The 18,528-nt window shown below is 56.3% G+C and carries 14 protein-coding genes; 2 read left to right on the top strand and 12 right to left on the bottom strand.

The annotated features are described in order from the left end of the window. Positions 1–2: 2 nt before the first annotated feature. The 5 genes from tpiA to rlmE form a co-directional block, all read right to left on the bottom strand. Positions 3–758, bottom strand: a complete 756-nt coding sequence (gene tpiA, locus TU84_RS22955) for a triose-phosphate isomerase (RefSeq protein ID WP_048373265.1) — start codon at positions 756–758, stop codon at positions 3–5. A gap of 66 nt (positions 759–824) precedes the next feature. Beyond that, complete coding sequence (gene glmM / locus TU84_RS22950; protein WP_048373262.1) at positions 825–2,162, bottom strand: phosphoglucosamine mutase; 1,338 nt, start codon at positions 2,160–2,162, stop codon at positions 825–827. A gap of 16 nt (positions 2,163–2,178) precedes the next feature. Then, entirely contained in the window at positions 2,179–3,030 is an 852-nt protein-coding gene (gene folP, locus TU84_RS22945) for a dihydropteroate synthase (RefSeq protein WP_048373260.1), read from the bottom strand. A gap of 8 nt (positions 3,031–3,038) precedes the next feature. Further along, on the bottom strand, positions 3,039–4,952 hold the full coding sequence (gene ftsH / locus TU84_RS22940; RefSeq protein WP_048373258.1) for an ATP-dependent zinc metalloprotease FtsH: 1,914 nt from the start codon (positions 4,950–4,952) through the stop codon (positions 3,039–3,041). A 190-nt stretch (positions 4,953–5,142) separates the two neighbouring features. Further along, on the bottom strand, positions 5,143–5,793 hold the full coding sequence (gene rlmE, locus TU84_RS22935; RefSeq protein WP_019410404.1) for a 23S rRNA (uridine(2552)-2'-O)-methyltransferase RlmE: 651 nt from the start codon (positions 5,791–5,793) through the stop codon (positions 5,143–5,145). A 105-nt stretch (positions 5,794–5,898) separates the two neighbouring features. Here rlmE and yhbY point away from each other — a divergent pair, with 105 nt between their 5' ends. Continuing rightward, positions 5,899–6,207, top strand: coding sequence for a ribosome assembly RNA-binding protein YhbY (yhbY, locus tag TU84_RS22930; protein WP_048373256.1), 309 nt, complete (start codon positions 5,899–5,901; stop codon positions 6,205–6,207). Between the two features lie 292 nt (positions 6,208–6,499). On the opposite strand, the gene greA is transcribed toward yhbY, so the two are convergent. The 7 genes from greA to grpE all read right to left on the bottom strand — a co-directional run bounded on the left by greA (position 6,500) and on the right by grpE (position 16,550). Further along, positions 6,500–6,976 carry a transcription elongation factor GreA gene (greA, locus tag TU84_RS22925; protein ID WP_048373254.1) on the bottom strand — a complete coding sequence of 159 codons (477 nt, stop codon included), beginning with the start codon at positions 6,974–6,976 and terminating at the stop codon, positions 6,500–6,502. Then, positions 6,973–10,194: a carbamoyl-phosphate synthase large subunit gene (gene carB / locus TU84_RS22920; RefSeq protein ID WP_048373252.1), complete on the bottom strand. Its 3,222-nt coding sequence runs from the start codon at positions 10,192–10,194 to the stop codon at positions 6,973–6,975. Before carB ends, greA begins: the two co-directional genes overlap by 4 nt. 114 nt (positions 10,195–10,308) lie before the next feature. Further along, complete coding sequence (gene carA / locus TU84_RS22915) at positions 10,309–11,445, bottom strand: glutamine-hydrolyzing carbamoyl-phosphate synthase small subunit (RefSeq protein WP_048373250.1); 1,137 nt, start codon at positions 11,443–11,445, stop codon at positions 10,309–10,311. Between the two features lie 260 nt (positions 11,446–11,705). After that, positions 11,706–12,512: a 4-hydroxy-tetrahydrodipicolinate reductase gene (gene dapB, locus TU84_RS22910; RefSeq protein ID WP_048373248.1), complete on the bottom strand. Its 807-nt coding sequence runs from the start codon at positions 12,510–12,512 to the stop codon at positions 11,706–11,708. Between the two features lie 10 nt (positions 12,513–12,522). Continuing rightward, the gene (gene dnaJ / locus TU84_RS22905) at positions 12,523–13,647 is read right to left on the bottom strand and encodes a molecular chaperone DnaJ (RefSeq protein ID WP_048373247.1); all 1,125 of its coding nucleotides are present in this window, start codon (positions 13,645–13,647) and stop codon (positions 12,523–12,525) included. Between the two features lie 319 nt (positions 13,648–13,966). Further along, the gene (gene dnaK / locus TU84_RS22900; protein ID WP_048373245.1) at positions 13,967–15,883 is read right to left on the bottom strand and encodes a molecular chaperone DnaK; all 1,917 of its coding nucleotides are present in this window, start codon (positions 15,881–15,883) and stop codon (positions 13,967–13,969) included. A 100-nt stretch (positions 15,884–15,983) separates the two neighbouring features. After that, on the bottom strand, positions 15,984–16,550 hold the full coding sequence (gene grpE, locus TU84_RS22895) for a nucleotide exchange factor GrpE (RefSeq protein ID WP_048373243.1): 567 nt from the start codon (positions 16,548–16,550) through the stop codon (positions 15,984–15,986). Positions 16,551–16,803: 253 nt separating this feature from the next. Here grpE and recN point away from each other — a divergent pair, with 253 nt between their 5' ends. Then, positions 16,804–18,486: a DNA repair protein RecN gene (gene recN, locus TU84_RS22890; RefSeq protein WP_048373242.1), complete on the top strand. Its 1,683-nt coding sequence runs from the start codon at positions 16,804–16,806 to the stop codon at positions 18,484–18,486. Positions 18,487–18,528: the final 42 nt, after the last annotated feature.

Genomic DNA, 18,528 nt, shown 5'->3' with positions numbered 1-18,528 from the left:
TCTCAGTTTCCCGCGGCGCGACAAATCGCACCGAACTCATCTGCATTCAGGGAAGCCCCACCAATGAGCCCCCCATCGATATCCGGCATGCTGAACAGTTCGACCGCATTGGCCGCCTTCACGCTGCCGCCGTATAGAAGCCGCACACCTTGTGCCACCTCAGGATTCTTCTGCGCCAGCTGTGCGCGAATGGCCGCATGCACATCTTGCGCTTGCTGCGGTGTTGCAGTCAGCCCGGTACCAATGGCCCAGACCGGCTCGTATGCAATCACTGCGCTTGCAAAGACATCAATACCGAACTCATCAATGACAGCGTTCAGTTGACGCTCTACAACCTCAAGCGTTTGCCCCGCTTCGCGCTGCTCCAGGGTTTCCCCTATGCACAACACCGGCGTTAAGCCAGAAGCCTGAGCAGCTGCAAACTTGCGATTCAGCGTCTCGTCCGACTCACCTAAAATCAGGCGTCGCTCAGAGTGCCCTATCAACACCAGCTCACAACCCGCATCCACCAACTGGCTTGGAGATATCTCCCCAGTCAGCGCACCTTGCTTGGAGTCTATCGCAGCATCCTGAGCGCCAACCGAGATTGGCGTATCTTCCAAGCCATTGATTACACGATCAATAAACAAGTCAGACGGGAATACCGCGATTTCAACATCACTCGGCAAGTCCAGATTACGCAGACCATCGATCAGCTCAGCGACGCTGGCGCGGGTACCGTGCATCTTCCAGTTACCAGCTACCATAGTGCGACGCATGCTTTACCTCGTCGGTCAAAGTGGGCGCAGATGTTACCCAACCAAATCAACGCTTGCAAGCCGAAATCAGGCACAAACTTCACTTACTAGCTTTGTCAGCTCTTCTGCGTAGCCGCGAACCATGTTTTCGTCGTCACCTTCGACCATGACACGCACCAAAGGCTCAGTGCCAGACTTGCGCAGCAACACGCGGCCACGGCCTTTCATTTCATCGGTAACACGTGCACACGCCTCTTTTACAGCCGGGTGCTCAACTGGATTGACGCCCCCGCTAAAACGCACGTTCAACAGTACTTGCGGGCATTTGCGCAGCGCTTGACGCGCTTGAGCGAGGCTTTCACCACGACGGCGCAGCGCCAACAACACTTGCAGCGCCGCAATAATCGCGTCGCCGGTTGTGGTGTGCTGGAAGCAAACGATATGCCCGGAGTTTTCACCACCGATCTGCCAGTCACGCTCTTGCAGTGCAGCAATCACATAACGGTCACCGACACCGGCACGCACAAATGGAATACCCAGGTCAGCCAAGGCCAGCTCAAGCCCCAGGTTGCTCATCAACGTGCCAACCACACCACCCTGCAGCTTGCCGCGCTCATGCAGGTCTCGCGCAATGATGAACAGCAACTCGTCACCATCAACAATGGCGCCCGTGTGATCCACCATCAGCACGCGGTCACCGTCACCGTCGAAGGCGATACCCAGGTCTGCTTTTTCAGCGAGCACAGCCGCCTGCAACGACTCCATATGCGTCGAGCCGCAGTTGTCGTTGATGTTCAAACCATTGGGCTGGGCCGACAACACCGTAACGTTGGCGCCCAGCTCTTTGAACACGCTAGGGGCAACCTTGTAGGTCGCGCCGTGAGCGCAGTCGAGAACCACTTTCAGGCCGCTAAAGTTGGTACTGGTCGGCACACTGCTTTTGCAGAACTCGATATAGCGACCGGACGCATCATTGATACGCGACACTTTGCCAAGCTTGTCCGAGTCCACAACGGTCATCTGTGCGTCGAGCAACTCTTCGATCATCAGCTCAACTTCATCGGGGAGCTTGGTACCCTCACCCGAGAAAAACTTGATGCCGTTGTCGTCATGAGGATTGTGCGACGCACTGATCACGATGCCGGCTTCGGCATGAAAAGTTCGCGTCAGGTACGCAATGGCCGGTGTCGGCATTGGTCCCAGAAGCATGACATCTGCACCCGCAGCCGACAGGCCCGCTTCTAGCGCCGATTCAAACATGTAACCGGAAATACGCGTGTCCTTGCCCACCAGAATCCGACAAGCACCCATGCTACGAAACGCCATACCCGCCGCCCAACCCAACTTGAGCATGAAGTCCGGGGTAATCGGATAAACGCCGACGCGACCGCGAATACCGTCGGTGCCAAAATACTTCTTCGTCATAAGTGCTCCATCATTCTTAGTCGGCGGACTCTACCGCTGCGATCATCCGTACCACATCAACCGTTTCGGCCACATCATGGACACGCAAAATACGCGCGCCCTTGGTCACGGCAAGTGCCGCCAGCGCAAGGCTGCCAGACAAGCGCTCAGTGACAGGCCGATTCAACGCCTGACCAATCATACTTTTACGCGACACACCCACCAGCAAAGGCCGCCCCAACGCATGCAGGGACTCCATATGCTTGAACAAGCTGAGGTTATGTTGCAGTGTTTTTGCAAAGCCAAACCCTGGGTCCAGCACAATACGCTCTGGCGCAATTCCGGCCGCAACGCATTGCCGGGTACGCTCCAGCAGAAACGCCGAGACCTCACCCACCAGATCCGTGTATTGCGGATTATCCTGCATATCGCCGGGCTCGCCCAACATGTGCATCAAGCACACCGGCAAACCTGTAGCTGCAGCAGCCTGCAAGGCACCTTCACGACGTAACGAGCGAACATCATTGATAAGCCCCGCGCCGAGGCGCGCAACTTCTGTCATGACGATTGGCGTGGAGGTATCGACCGAGATAATCACATCTAGTTCACGACTGATGCGCTCAACTACAGGGGCGACCCGATCAAGTTCTTCCTGTGCCAGGACTACACGGGCACCCGGACGCGTCGACTCCCCCCCGACATCAATCAGGGTTGCGCCCGCCAGCACCATCGACTCTGCATGGCGCACAGCCGAATCCGCCGGCGCAAAGCGCCCACCGTCAGAAAAGGAATCAGGGGTAACGTTGAGAATACCCATAACATGCGTATGGGCCAAATCAAGAACCCGGTTGCCGCAAGGCAACCGGGTCAGGGACTGAACAGAAGTCATTTCAAGCCTTAGTGATCAGCTGCAGGACCGCCGATAGGCGCTTCTGGACGATCGGTCTTGTCCAGGGTCGGCGGAGGCGTCGGAGTGCCCTTGCCGCTGTCATCCCAATCACGCGGCTCGCGTGGCGTGCGTCCTGCCATGATGTCGTCGATCTGATCAGCATCAATCGTCTCGTACTTCATCAGTGCATCAGCCATGGCTTCAAGCTTGTCACGGTTGTCCGTAAGGATCTGCTTGGCCGTGCCGTAGCACTCATCAATGATGCTGCGCACTTCAGAGTCGATCAGCTTGGCTGTCTCGCCCGAAACGTTCGCACCCTGACCACCACCGCCACGCCCCAGGTAAGACTCATCATCCTCGGCGTACATCAACGGGCCCAGCTTCTCGGACAAGCCCCACTTGGTCACCATGTTCCGCGCAATCTGGCTCGCACGCATGATGTCGTTGGAGGCGCCGGTGGTAACACCGTCAAAGCCCAAGGTCATTTCTTCAGCAATACGACCACCGTAAAGCGAGCAGATCTGGCTGATCAAAGCACGCTTGGAGAGGCTGTAACGATCCTCTTCCGGCAGGAACATCGTCACACCCAGCGCACGACCACGTGGAATGATCGACACTTTGTACACCGGGTCATGCTCTGGCACCACACGACCGACGATAGCGTGGCCCGCTTCGTGATAAGCCGTGTTGCGCTTCTCTTTATCCGACATCACCATCGATTTGCGCTCGGCGCCCATCATGATTTTGTCTTTGGCCAGCTCAAACTCTTTCATTTCAACAATGCGTTTACCGGTACGCGCAGCGAACAAGGAAGCCTCGTTCACCAGGTTCGCGAGGTCTGCACCCGAGAACCCTGGCGTACCCCGTGCAATCACACCCGGCTGAACGTCATCACCCACCGGCACTTTACGCATGTGCACTTTGAGGATCTGCTCACGACCACGGATGTCCGGCAAGCCCACCACCACCTGACGGTCAAAACGGCCTGGACGCAGCAGCGCAGGGTCGAGTACGTCAGGGCGGTTGGTTGCGGCAATCACAATGATGCCGTCATTCATTTCAAAGCCGTCCATCTCAACCAGCAATTGGTTGAGGGTCTGCTCACGCTCATCATGACCGCCGCCCATACCGGCGCCACGGTGACGACCGACAGCGTCGATTTCGTCGATGAAGATGATGCAAGGTGCGTGCTTTTTAGCTTGTTCAAACATGTCGCGAACACGGCTTGCACCGACACCCACGAACATTTCAACGAAGTCAGAACCAGAAATCGTAAAGAACGGTACTTTCGCTTCGCCAGCAATCGCCTTGGCAAGCAAGGTTTTACCGGTACCTGGCGGGCCAACCATCAGCACGCCACGAGGAATTTTGCCGCCCAGGCGCTGGAACTTGCCCGGATCACGGAGGAACTCAACCAGCTCGCCCACTTCTTCTTTCGCTTCGTCGCAGCCTGCTACGTCAGCCAGGGTCGTTTTGACCTGGTCTTCAGACAACAGACGCGCCTTGCTCTTGCCAAAGCTCATCGGGCCGCCTTTACCGCCGGCACCGCCCTGCATTTGACGCATGAAGAACATGAAGACCGCGATGATCACCAGAATCGGGAAGCTCGCTACCAGCAATTGAGTCCAGATGCTTTGCTGCTCAGGCAGTTTGCCTTCTACGGTCACATGGTTATCAACCAGATCGCCGATCAAACCGTTGTCCTGAATAGCAGGTCGAATGGTTTTGAAGGTATCGCCATCACTGCGTTTGCCGGTGATCACGTAGCCATCCACGGCAACGCGCTCGACTTTGCCATCCTTAACTTGCTGGATGAAGTCGGAATAGTTGAGGGTTTGTGGCTCGTTTGGACTGGAGAAGTTGTTCATCACCGTCACCAGGACAGCTGCGATGATCAACCACAGGATCAGATTCTTTGCCATATCGTTCAATTAGCTACCCTCTGAAGCAAGCCCCGCTATTGAAGCGTGCTTCGCATGATATTCACCGGCATAACTTACTACATTGCCTACAACCCTTGCAGGCTCCGTCTGTAACCCTTTGTGAAACTTGCCTACACAATATTCGTTATGTCAGTTCTGTAAAGCGATACAAAAAAAGCTATCACTTCAGTTAGAGACGCTCATCGCTGGCCGAACCTTCGATGCCGCGGAAGCCGCGCCCCAATAAATACTGCTCGCGAGACCGGTCTCGTGACGACGTCGGCTTGCGCATCTGCACTTTATCAAAAAGTTTGCGGATGTCTTTGTGGTATTGGTCGAAGCCCTCACCCTGGAAGACCTTGATCAAGAAATCACCACCTGGACGCAGTACACGCCCGGCAAGATCCAGTGCCAATTCGCAAAGGAACATTGCACGCGGCATATCTACGGCGGCCAATCCACTCATATTGGGGGCCATATCTGAAATCACAAGGTCTACCTGTGTATTTCCGACGGCTTCGAGAATCTGGGCCAGAACGGCGTCCTCAGTAAAGTCACCTTTAATGAAGGTCACGTCCGGGATGCTGTCCATGTCCAGAATGTCGGAAGCGATCAAACGCCCTTGGCCACCAATCAGACGACTGGTCACCTGCGACCAGCCACCCGGAGCCGCGCCCAGGTCAATTACGGTCATGCCCGGACGGATCAAACGGTCACGCTCCTGGATCTCCAGCAGCTTGTAACTTGCACGCGAGCGGTACCCATCCTTTTGCGCCATTTTGACGTATGGGTCGTTGAAATGCTCTTTCAGCCAGTTAAGGCTAGTCTTGGAACGGGCCACGGGGCACCTCAAAAATATAAACGGGTCGTGATTAACTGGGCGGTCCCGGACTCGCTCGGGTAAACTGGCCGCCGCTTTTACAAGATCAGACACAGGGGTCAGATTATGCCGCTCACTCAAGAGCAGAAGAAACAGTACAAATCCATTGGCCACCATCTGAAACCAGTATTGACTGTGGCTGATAATGGTTTGACTGAAGGTGTTTTAGCCGAACTCGAACGCGCATTGGGCGATCACGAGTTGATTAAAATCAAAGTCAACATCCTGGACCGCGAGTCTCGCCTGGAAGCCATTGCAGAACTCTGCAAGGCCGGCAAAGCGGAACTGGTACAGATTATCGGCAAAATGGCGCTTCTGTACCGCAAGAACGTCAATGTTAACAAGAACCTGTCGAACATCCATCGCTTCAAGTGATGCCGACAGGAGTCAAGGGTGCGCCTGGCGCGCCCTGACACTCTTGCTTAGCAATAGCAAAACTGCCCGCGCAATGCATCAGGCAATCAGATCCGCCCAACGCAACACTTCCCGCCGACAGCCACCCTCAAAACGCTATAACGCGTACTGACGGGCGCCTTGTACATCAGCGATGCCAATCAGTTGTGACCAGCATCGTACAAATTCGTTGTACTGCACCTGCCAGCTGCCAACCCGCAACATCCGGGCTGACGGCCAAAGCAGAACGCCCGCACGAAGCGGGCGCTGTTACTTAGATATGACGCACTTCAACAATCTCGTACTCAATGACGCCACTCGGTGTTTTCACTGCGACCACGTCACCCTCTTCCTTGGCAATCAAGGCGCGAGCAATGGGCGAACCCACAGAGATTTTTCCGAGCTTAATGTCAGCCTCATCCTCACCCACGATCTGATACGTCACGGATTCGTCAGTTTCAACGTTCGCGATTTCAACCGTGGTACCGAAAATCACTTTACCGGTGTGCGGGATAGTCGTGACATCAATGATGACCGCGTTCTGCATGCGGCCTTCGATATCACGAATACGCGCCTCAACCATACCTTGCTGCTCACGGGCAGCATGGTATTCAGCGTTTTCTTTCAGGTCACCCAGCTCACGCGCCGTGCCGATATCCTGGCTCAGCTTGGGCCGAACAACCTTGGTCAGATGAGTGTGCTCTTCTTCCAGGGCTTTCGCGCCCTGGACCGTCATTGGGTATTTGATCATGCCTTCAATCCTGCGTGTAGATCCTGCAAGCGACGTACGGTTTTTTCAGGACCGAATTTAAGCGCTTCACAGATCGCCGCGCCAGCAGCAATAGTCGTGGTGCAGTAAATCTTGTGCTGCAGAGCGTTGCGGCGGATGGAGTAAGAGTCAGCAATCGACTGACGACCTTCAGTGGTGTTGATGATCAACGTCACTTCGTCGTTTTTGATCATATCGACAACGTGAGGGCGGCCTTCAGTCACCTTGTTCACGCGACGCACTTTCAAACCGGCGGCTTCGATGAACTTGGCAGTGCCCACCGTCGACACGATTTCAAAGCCGAGGTCGATCAGGTCACGCGCAACAGCAGCCACCAGTGGCTTGTCGTCGTCACGCACGCTGATAAACGCAGTACCGCCAGTCGGCAGCACTTCGCTCGCGCCCATTTGCGCCTTGGCAAAGGCCTCACCGAAGGTGTCGCCCACGCCCATCACTTCACCGGTGGACTTCATCTCTGGGCCGAGGATCGGGTCAACGCCAGGGAACTTGGCGAACGGGAAGACCGCCTCTTTCACACTGTAGAAGTCAGGAATGATTTCTTTAGTGAAGCCGATTTCTTTCAGGGTCTTACCGGCCATCACGCGTGCAGCGATCATTGCCAGGGAGACACCGATGCACTTGGACACGAAAGGAACGGTACGCGATGCACGCGGGTTCACTTCGATCACGTAGATGTCTTCGCCTTGCAGGGCCAATTGCACGTTCATCAGGCCAACTACGCCCAGCTCCAATGCCATTTTCTTGACCTGCTCACGCATCTCGTCCTGGATGTGCAGCGGCAGCGAGTACGGCGGCAGCGAGCAAGCAGAGTCACCGGAGTGAACACCAGCCTGTTCGATGTGCTGCATGATCGCGCCGATCACAACGTCAGTGCCGTCGCAGACAGCGTCAACGTCCATTTCGATTGCGCAGTTGAGGAAGTGGTCCAGCAGCACCGGGCTGTCGTTGGACACTTTCACCGCATCGCGCAGGTAACGCTTGAGCTCTTCTTCTTCGTAAACGATTTCCATCGCACGGCCGCCCAACACGTAGGACGGACGAACAACCAGCGGGTAACCGATCTTGCCTGCCGCACGAATTGCTTCGTCTTCGCTGCGCACAGTGGCGTTTGGCGGCTGACGCAGGTTCAGGCGCTCAACCATTTGCTGGAAGCGCTCACGGTCTTCTGCACGGTCGATGGCGTCAGGGCTGGTACCGATGATCGGCACGCCGGCTTCTTCCAGCGCACGCGCCAGTTTCAGCGGCGTTTGGCCGCCGTACTGAACGATCACGCCCTTAGGCTTCTCGACACGCACGATTTCCAGCACGTCTTCGAGGGTCACGGATTCGAAGTACAGACGATCCGAGGTGTCGTAGTCGGTCGAAACTGTTTCCGGGTTGCAGTTAACCATGATGGTTTCGTAACCATCAGCACGCAACGCCAGCGCCGCGTGAACGCAGCAGTAGTCGAACTCGATACCTTGACCGATACGGTTAGGGCCGCCACCCAGGATCATGATCTTGTCACGGTCCGACGGGTTGGCTTCGCACTCTTCCTCATAGGTCGAGTACATATAAGCGGTGTCAGTGGCGAACTCGGCCGCGCAGGTGTCAACGCGCTTGTAAACCGGGAACACTTCCAGCTTGTGACGGTGGCGACGCAGGTTCTTCTCGGTCACACCCAGCAATACAGCCAGACGTGCGTCAGAGAAGCCTTTGCGCTTGAGGCGGTACATGGTGTCGCGATCGATCGCAGACAGGCCCATGGTCTTGATCTTTTCTTCGTCCTTGATCAGATCTTCGATCTGTACCAGGAACCAAGGGTCGATCATGTTCATGCCGAAAATGTCTTCGACCGTCATGCCCGCGCGGAACGCGTCAGCCACGTACCAGATACGCTCGGCGCCCGGCACAGTCAGCTCGCGCTTGAGCACAGCCATGCTTTCCGGGTTGCTCAGGTCCAGCTTCGGATCAAGACCGCTAACGCCCACTTCCAGACCGCGAAGGGCTTTTTGCAACGATTCCTGGAAAGTACGGCCGATGGCCATTACTTCACCCACGGACTTCATTTGCGTGGTCAGGCGCGCATCGGCTTTAGCAAACTTCTCGAAAGCAAAGCGTGGCAGCTTGGTTACAACGTAGTCGATGGACGGCTCGAAGGACGCCGGGGTCGCGCCGCCGGTGATTTCGTTTTGCAGTTCGTCCAGGGTGTAGCCGATCGCCAGTTTGGCGGCGATACGCGCAATCGGGAAGCCAGTGGCTTTGGAAGCCAGCGCCGAGGAGCGGGATACACGCGGGTTCATCTCGATCACGACCATACGGCCAGTGTTCGGGCAAATACCGAACTGAACGTTGGAACCGCCGGTTTCAACGCCGATCTCACGCAGTACCGCCAACGAGGCGTTACGCATGATTTGGTATTCTTTGTCGGTCAGGGTTTGTGCCGGAGCCACGGTGATCGAGTCACCGGTGTGCACGCCCATCGGGTCAAAGTTTTCGATCGAGCAAACGATGATGCAGTTGTCCTTCTTATCGCGGACAACCTCCATTTCGTACTCTTTCCAGCCGATCAGCGATTCGTCGATCAGCAGTTCTTTGGTTGGCGACAGGTCCAGACCGCGAGAGCAGATCTCTTCGAACTCTTCACGGTTGTAAGCGATACCGCCACCGGTGCCGCCCATAGTGAAGGACGGACGAATGATGCACGGGAAGCCCAGCTTTTCGAGAACCGCGTTGGCCTCTTCCATGCTGTGAGCGATACCGGAGCGCGGGCAATCCAGACCGATGGACTTCATGGCCTTGTCGAAACGCGAACGGTCTTCAGCCTTGTCGATGGTGTCAGCGTTGGCACCGATCATTTCTACGCCGAACTTCTCCAGAACGCCTTCGCGCTCCAGGTCCAGCGCGCAGTTCAGGGCAGTTTGGCCGCCCATGGTTGGCAGCAGAGCGTCTGGACGCTCTTTTTCGATGATCTTGGCAACCGTTTGCCACTTGATCGGCTCGATGTAGGTCGCATCGGCCATGTCCGGGTCGGTCATGATGGTGGCCGGGTTAGAGTTCACCAGGATGACGCGGTAGCCCTCCTCACGCAGAGCCTTACAGGCCTGGGCGCCGGAGTAGTCGAATTCGCACGCCTGGCCGATAACAATCGGGCCAGCGCCGAGAATCAGGATGCTTTTAATGTCTGTACGTTTTGGCATGGGTTTGTCACTCAAATCCGCAGGTCAGTCGGCAAGCCGTCAATCAGGTTCCTGAGCCGCACAAGGGGCCGCCGATTTCGGGGCCGCCTTGGGCTACTCATTACAAAGGACTGATCAGCGGCGCTTGGCCATCTCATTGATGAAGCGATCGAACAGCGGCGCAACGTCGTTCGGGCCAGGGCTTGCTTCTGGGTGACCCTGGAAGCTGAAAGCGCTCTTGTCGGTACGCTCAATACCTTGCAGGGTACCGTCGAACAGCGACTTGTGGATGGCACGCACGTTGGCAGGCAGGGTCGCCTCATCAACCGCAAAACCGTGGTTTTGGCTGGTGATCATCACAACACCGGTGTCCAAGTCTTGAACCGGGTGGTTCGCGCCGTGGTGGCCATGACCCATTTTCACGGTCTTGGCGCCGGAGGCCAGTGCCAGCAGTTGGTGGCCCAGGCAGATACCGAATACCGGAATCTCTGTCTTCAGCACTTCTTGAATAGCCGTGATTGCGTAGTCGCAAGGCTCAGGGTCACCCGGGCCGTTGGACAGGAACACGCCATCCGGGTTGAGCGCCAACACATCGCTGGCAGGCGTTTGCGCCGGCACAACGGTGACGCGGCAGCCACGCTCAACCAACATGCGCAGGATGTTCCACTTTACGCCGTAGTCATAAGCCACTACGTGGTAAGGCAGATCGCTGGCTTCGATAGTCGGGTGACTGTCGGTTGCCAGGTTCCAGACGCTCGAACGCCATTCGTAAGTTTTGTCGGTGCTGACAACTTTCGCCAGGTCCATGCCTTTCAGGCCAGGGAAACCGCGCGCCGCTGCAATCGCAGCTTCGTCAGAAATGTTGTCACCGGCCATGATGCAGCCGTTTTGCGCGCCTTTCTCACGCAAAATACGGGTCAGACGGCGCGTGTCGATACCGGCGATTGCCACAACATTGTTGGCTTTCAGGTAGTCAGACAGCGACATTGTGTTACGCCAGTTGCTGGCAACCAGCGGCAGATCACGGATTACCAAACCTGCGGACCAAACACGATCAGACTCGGCATCTTCCGGTGTAGTGCCGGTATTGCCAACATGCGGGTAAGTCAGGGTCACGATTTGCTGAGCGTAGGAAGGATCCGTCAGGATCTCCTGGTAGCCAGTCATTGCGGTGTTAAACACCACCTCACCAACGGTCTGACCGTCGGCCCCAATGGCTTCGCCGCGAAAAATGCTGCCATCAGCGAGGGCGAGTATGGCTTGCTTAGTCAAGAAGACCTCCCGTAAATAAAGCCTGAAAGGGCGATCGCAGGTTGTAAAAAAGCGGAGTGACGTATGGACACGTCACCCCGCTTCTTCATCGAATTATCTGCGCGCTTTTAGTGGACACACTAAAGCTGTAGCTTACAGAAAAAGGCTTTTTTGGTCTACCGCTAAAAGAGCCCAAAAGGCAGAGGAATGCGACAGATCATCGCTTAGCGGTTGAAAATCGGACTGTTGCGCTTGCAACAGCCCGATTTTACAAAGATGACTCAACGCAGGTCGAGCACATCCTGCATGTCGTACAGGCCGGGCTCGCGCCCATCGAGCCACTGGGCAGCGCGAACAGCGCCCTTGGCGAAGGTCATACGGCTGGATGCCTTGTGGGTAATTTCCAAACGTTCACCCTCGGCCGCAAACAGCACCGTATGGTCACCCACCACATCACCGCCACGAACGGTCGCAAAACCGATCGTCTCGTGCTCACGTGCACCGGTATGGCCCTCACGACCATAAACGGCAACCTTTTGCAGGTCACGCCCTAGCGCATCGGCAATCACTTCGCCCATGCGCATGGCCGTGCCCGACGGCGCGTCGACTTTGTGACGATGGTGCGCTTCGATGATTTCAATGTCGGCATCATCACCCATCACCCGCGCTGCGATATCCAGCAGCTTGAACGACAGGTTAACGCCAACACTGAAGTTCGAGGCAAAGACCACCGGGATGTCTTTGGCAGCGTCAACCAACAACTGCTTTTGCGCAGCATTCAAGCCCGTGGTGCCAATCACCATAGCCTTGCCCGCCTGACGGCAGAACGCCAGATTGCCGAGCATCACCTCAGGCAGGGTGAAATCGATCAACACATCGAACTCATCTGCCACGTCTTCAAGGCTTGCAGACAGCGGCACGCCAATCCGCCCGAGCGACACCAGCTCACCGGCATCAGCGCCCACCAGCGAACTGCCCGGACGGACAACCGCCGCCGTCAGCCCGCACACCGGCGAGCGCTGTTGAACCGCGTCAATCAGGGTTTTGCCCATGCGCCCGGCAGCGCCCATCACAGCTATACGTCGCATGCCCCGCTCCTTATAAGTCGCCGAAGAAGCGCTTCACGCCTTCGAACCAACCGGTCGCGTTTGGCGAATGGCAACTATCACCTTCCAGTGTCGAGCGGAACTCTTCCATCAGCTCGCGCTGACGACGGCTCAATTTCACCGGAGTCTCGACCACGACGCGGCACATCAAGTCGCCAACACCACCGCCACGCACCGGGGATACACCCTTGCCACGCAGACGGAATTGCTTACCGGTTTGTGTACCTTCAGGCACTTTGAGCTTGACCCGACCATCCAGCGTCGGCACTTCCAGCTCTGCACCCAGCGCCGCATCAGCAAAGCTGATAGGCACTTCGCAGAACAGATGCTTGCCATCGCGCTGGAAAATCGCGTGCTCACGCACCTCGATCACCACGTACAGGTCACCCGCCGGGCCACCCTGCACACCCGCCTCGCCTTCACCCGACAGACGGATACGGTCGCCCGTATCAACACCCGCAGGCACTTTCACGGACAGGGTTTTGTATTCTTCTACGCGGCCGTCGCCGTTGCAGCTTTCGCACGGGTCGGAAATGATCTTGCCCTGACCATGGCAACGCGGGCAGGTCTGCTGCACAGAGAAGAAACCCTGCTGCATGCGCACCTGGCCAATACCGCCACAGGTGGTACAGGTCACAGGCGAAGAACCCTTCTTCGCGCCCGAACCGTCACACGGCTTGCAGTTGACCAGCGTCGGCACACGAATATTGACCGTAGTCCCGCGCACCGCTTCTTCCAGGTTCAACTCCAGCGTGTAGCGCAAATCGCTACCGCGCTGCGCGCCGCCCCGGGAGCCGCCACGGCCACCGCCAAAGAAATCACTGAACACATCGCCGAAAATATCGGAGAAGTTCTGGCCACCAAAACCTGCACCGCCGCCGCCCATTTGCGGGTCAACACCCGCATGACCGTATTGATCATAAGCAGCACGCTTGCTGGTATCTGACAGCACTTCATACGCTTCGTTAGCCTCTTTAAACAGCTCTTCAGAGGCCTTGTCACCCGGGTTACGGTCCGGGTGGTGTTTCATTGCGAGACGACGATAAGCTTTTTTCAGCTCGACCACAGTGGTGGTCCGTTCGACACCCAATACTTCGTAATAGTCGCGCTTTGCCATAATTCTTTGCACTCTCAAGGACGTTTGGAAGAACCCTCCCGAGCCTCACCAAACCCGCTGAGCCTGAACGTACAAGGCTCAACTCACGTCTTTTCAACGATATTGGTTTCTGATTAACAGCCAATGCATTGGCCGACAGGAGCGGTCACCTCGGGCAGAAACACAAAGAAGTCCCTGCCTCAACCGCCAGCATCCGAGCTTGTCGCATGCTGTAAAAATTCCCTTGCTCCAGACACGCCAACGCGGGAGCAAGCTCCCGCGCGGCGACATCCTACCAGCCACCGCTTATGCACGGTTAACCGGCCGACCAACAAGCTTATTACTTGTTGTCTTTAACTTCTTCGAACTCAGCGTCGACAACGTCGTCCGCTTTTTCAGCCGAATCAGCTGGCTTGGCCGCTGCGTCTGCCGGGTTCGCTTGCTCAGCGTACATTTTCTGTGCGACTGGAGCAGACACCTTGGACAGCTCTTCAACCTTGGCTTCGATAGCGGCTTTGTCGTCGCCTTTAACAGCGGCTTCCAATGCTACTACTGCAGCTTCGATTGCAGTTTTCTCTTCCTCGGTCACTTTATCGCCAGCATCGACGATCATTTTACGAGTCGAGTGAACCAGTGCGTCGCCCTGGTTACGTGCCGCTGCCAGCTCTTCGAACTTACGGTCTTCTTCAGCGTTGACTTCAGCGTCACGAACCATCTGAGCAATTTCGTCCTCGGACAGACCCGAGTTCGCCTTGATCACGATGGACTGGGACTTGCCAGTCGCCTTGTCTTTCGCGCTTACGTTCAAGATACCGTTAGCGTCGATGTCGAAGGTTACTTCGATCTGAGGCACGCCACGTGGAGCGGGTGGAATGTCCGCCAGGTCGAACTTGCCCAACGACTTGTTCTGAGCCGCTTGCTTACGCTCACCTTGCAGCACGTGAATGGTCACAGCGCCCTGGTTGTCGTCAGCCGTCGAGAACACTTGCGATTTCTTGGTAGGAATCGTGGTGTTTTTCTCGATCAGAGCAGTCATTACGCCGCCCATGGTTTCGATACCCAGAGTCAGCGGGCTTACGTCCAGCAGCAGAACGTCTTTAACGTCACCAGCCAATACAGCACCCTGGATAGCAGCACCCATGGCAACTGCTTCGTCCGGGTTCACGTCTTTACGTGCTTCTTTACCGAAGAATTCAGTTACCAGCTTCTGAACCAGCGGCATACGGGTCTGACCACCGACCAGGATTACGTCGTTGATCGCGCCAACGTCGATACCTGCGTCTTTCAGAGCAATGCGGCAAGGTTCGATGGTGCGTTGAACCAGGTCTTCAACCAGCGATTCCAGCTTGGCGCGCGAAATTTTCACGTTCAAGTGCTTAGGACCGGTCGCGTCTGCAGTGATGTACGGCAGGTTCACGTCAGTCGACTGGCTCGAAGACAGCTCGATTTTTGCTTTTTCTGCAGCTTCTTTCAGACGCTGCATCGCCAGCGGGTCACCTTTAAGGTTCATGCCGGTTTCTTTCTTGAACTCGTCAACCAGGTAGTCGATCAGACGAATGTCAAAGTCTTCACCACCCAAGAACGTGTCACCGTTGGTCGCCAACACTTCAAACTGGTGCTCGCCATCAACTTCAGCAATTTCGATCACCGACACGTCGAAAGTACCGCCACCCAAGTCATAAACGATGACAGTGTGGTCGCCTTTCGCTTTGTCCATACCGTAAGCCAGAGCAGCTGCGGTTGGTTCGTTGATGATGCGTTTTACGTCCAGACCCGCGATACGGCCGGCGTCTTTGGTCGCCTGGCGCTGGCTGTCGTTGAAGTAAGCAGGCACGGTGATAACCGCTTCAGTCACTGCTTCGCCGAGGTAGTCTTCGGCGGTTTTCTTCATTTTCTTCAGAATTTCAGCCGAGATTTGTGGCGGAGCCATTTTCTGGCCGTTCACTTCAACCCACGCATCGCCATTGTCAGCCTTGACGATTTTGTAAGGGACCATCTGAATGTCTTTCTGTACAACTTCTTCGTCAAAACGACGACCGATCAGACGCTTCACCGCGTACAGGGTGTTATGCGGATTGGTCACTGCCTGACGCTTGGCTGACTGGCCAACCAGAATTTCACCATCGTTGGCGTACGCAATGATCGACGGCGTAGTACGCGCGCCTTCAGCGTTTTCGATAACTTTTGCTTTACCGTTTTCCAGAACCGACACGCACGAGTTGGTGGTCCCGAGGTCGATACCAATAATTTTGCCCATCTTCACTCTCCCTAAATTTGAATTTTTTTGCCGTAGCAGTAATGACCAACTACGGCATTTCTAAACGCATGACATCTAAATGGGGGCCTTGCGGCCGATTTCAAGCCTGCTCGTCAATCGATGGCGAAACCGGCGCTGGCGCCTTGCTGACTACGACCATAGCCGGGCGCAGTAAGCGACCATTGAGCTGATACCCTTTTTGAAACACCTTGAGCACACTGTTTGGCTCCAGGTCAGCGCTTTCCTGCATGGCCATTGCCTGATGGTGCTCGGCATTGAAGGGTTCGCCATGCGGATCGATCGCTTCCAGGTGATAACGCTTCAGGGTGTCCTGGAACATTTTCAGCGTCAGCTCGATCCCTTCACGCATTGGGCGAATGCTTTCGTCATCCGGACTGGACAGCTCAAGGCCGCGCTCCAGACTGTCGATCACCGGCAACAGGTCGCCAGCAAATTTTTCCAATGCAAATTTGTGTGCTTTTTCAACGTCCTGTTCGGCACGACGGCGAACGTTCTGCACATCAGCAGCCACTCGCAAAGCTTGATCGTTAGCTGCCGCCAGTTGCTCTTCGAGCTCCTGCACACGTGCCACCAGATCTACGCCTGCAACATCAGCAGCCTGATTAGCGTCTTGGTTCTGCGTATCCATAGTCTGTTCGTCTGCCATAGATTTCTCCTTTCAAACTTCGTCCGCGAGCTCGACTCGCGCTTCTGCCTCGGTATATGGGGTCGCAATTTTCAGGTTCAAGAGCCAAAAAGCACTAACAATTGCCTTTTAACGCCTCGGCGCACCCCACCCGCCCATACAAAACAGCCTAAAAAAGCCTCAATGCCAAGCAAATAGAACTAAGCACAGCCATTGTCAGCACGAAACAAAACACTGTATAAATAACCAGACATTACGTTTTGGAGCCGCTCCCATGCTGGTGCACCTGTCCGTACATAACTACGCCATCGTTGAACATCTCGATCTAGAGCTGGATCGCGGTATGAGTGTAATCACTGGTGAGACCGGCGCAGGTAAATCGATCATGCTCGATGCGCTGGGCCTGACATTAGGTGACCGCGCAGACAACGGGGTGGTTCGCCCCGGCGCTGAAAAAGCCGACATTCTGGCAACCTTCGACCTGCAGGACATTCCCGAAGCGCGTGCCTGGCTGGCCGAGCGCGACCTTGAGTGTGATGGCCCGTGCATCTTGCGCCGCGTCATCACCGCCGAAGGTCGCTCGCGCGGCTACATCAATGGCACGCCATGCCCCCAAGGCGACCTCAAGGCTCTGGGCGAGCTGCTGATCGACATCCACAGCCAGCATGAACACCAGTCGCTGCTCAAGCCCGACACCCACCGCCGCCTGCTCGACGAATACGCAGGCGCCACCGACCTCGCCCGTCAGGTGCAACTGGCCGCACAACGCTGGCGCCAGACCCGCCAGGAGCTGGAACACCTGTCCAACTCGGGCGATGAACAGCGCGCACGTCACCAATTGCTGAGCTACCAGATCGAAGAACTCGAAACCTTGTCACTCGGTGAACACGAGCTGGAAGAGCTGGAGCAGGAACACAAAAACCTGACCAACGCCGAAACCTTGCTGACCATTTGCCGGCAGGTTGTTGAGCAGTGCAGCGAAAACGACTCCGGCAACGTGCTCAACGCCCTGACCGTCAGCCTGAACCGTCTGGCGAGCATTCATAACAATACCGGCTCATTGAACGAAGCCACCGACCTGCTGGCCAGCGCGCAAATCCAGGTCGAAGAAGCCGTAGGCGAACTCAACCGCTTCATCGACCACTTTGATGCCGACCCCGGTCGCCTGCAGTACCTCGAAGAACGGCTCGACACCATTTACTCGCTGGCGCGCAAACACCGCGTGCAGCCAACCGAGGTCGCCGCTCTGCAGCAACGCCTGCTCGATGAACTCGAAACCCTGAACGCCAACGATGAAAACATCGAGCGCTTGACCCATGAGCTAGCGTCTTACGCACGCCACTATCAAGAGTGCGCACGTGAACTGAGCGACCTGCGCAGCCATGCCGCCACCCGCTTGGGCAGCGCGGTAGAAGAAGAAATCCAGCGCTTGGGTATGCCGGGCGGGCGCTTTGTGATCGAACTGCGCCCAATGAGCAGCAGCGACCCCATGCCTCACGGCCTTGAACACGTAGAGCTACTGGTCAGCGCCAACCCGGGGCAACCCCTCAAGGCGCTGGCCAAAGTGGCGTCGGGCGGCGAACTGTCGCGTATCAGCCTGGCCATCCAGGTCATCACCGCACAGACCTCACGCGTCCCCACCTTGGTATTCGACGAAGTGGACGTGGGCATCGGCGGCCCGACCGCCGAGATCGTGGGCCAGCTATTGCGCCGCTTGGGCGAGCGCGGCCAAGTGCTGACAGTCACTCACCTGCCGCAAGTGGCAGCGCAGTGCCATCAACATCTATTTGTGCACAAAGTGCGCGAATGCGAGACAACCCGTACCGCCGTCTCCAAATTGAGCAAAAAAGAGCGCGTAGAAGAAGTGGCGCGCATGCTCGGCGGTATAGACCTGACCAAAGAATCGTTAGCTCACGCCAAGAAAATGGTCGTCACTGCGAAGAATTTGGCCGCTTAGCGACGAACGGTCATAAAAAATTACATTTCAGATAGCACGAAG

The organism is Pseudomonas helleri (assembly GCF_001043025.1).
Classification (GTDB): Bacteria; Pseudomonadota; Gammaproteobacteria; order Pseudomonadales; family Pseudomonadaceae; genus Aquipseudomonas; species Aquipseudomonas helleri.
The sequence above is the reverse complement of the archived record's forward strand: the minus strand, read 5'-3'. Positions and strand labels throughout refer to the sequence as shown.

Coding starts and splice junctions, on each gene's coding strand:
- tpiA (WP_048373265.1), bottom strand. CDS start 758: ATGCGTCGCACTATGGTAGCTGGTAACTGGAAGATGCACGGTACCCGC.
- glmM (WP_048373262.1), bottom strand. CDS start 2,162: ATGACGAAGAAGTATTTTGGCACCGACGGTATTCGCGGTCGCGTCGGC.
- folP (WP_048373260.1), bottom strand. CDS start 3,030: ATGACTTCTGTTCAGTCCCTGACCCGGTTGCCTTGCGGCAACCGGGTT.
- ftsH (WP_048373258.1), bottom strand. CDS start 4,952: ATGGCAAAGAATCTGATCCTGTGGTTGATCATCGCAGCTGTCCTGGTG.
- yhbY (WP_048373256.1), top strand. CDS start 5,899: ATGCCGCTCACTCAAGAGCAGAAGAAACAGTACAAATCCATTGGCCAC.
- greA (WP_048373254.1), bottom strand. CDS start 6,976: ATGATCAAATACCCAATGACGGTCCAGGGCGCGAAAGCCCTGGAAGAA.
- carB (WP_048373252.1), bottom strand. CDS start 10,194: ATGCCAAAACGTACAGACATTAAAAGCATCCTGATTCTCGGCGCTGGC.
- dapB (WP_048373248.1), bottom strand. CDS start 12,512: ATGCGACGTATAGCTGTGATGGGCGCTGCCGGGCGCATGGGCAAAACC.
- dnaJ (WP_048373247.1), bottom strand. CDS start 13,647: ATGGCAAAGCGCGACTATTACGAAGTATTGGGTGTCGAACGGACCACC.
- dnaK (WP_048373245.1), bottom strand. CDS start 15,883: ATGGGCAAAATTATTGGTATCGACCTCGGGACCACCAACTCGTGCGTG.
- grpE (WP_048373243.1), bottom strand. CDS start 16,550: ATGGCAGACGAACAGACTATGGATACGCAGAACCAAGACGCTAATCAG.
- recN (WP_048373242.1), top strand. CDS start 16,804: ATGCTGGTGCACCTGTCCGTACATAACTACGCCATCGTTGAACATCTC.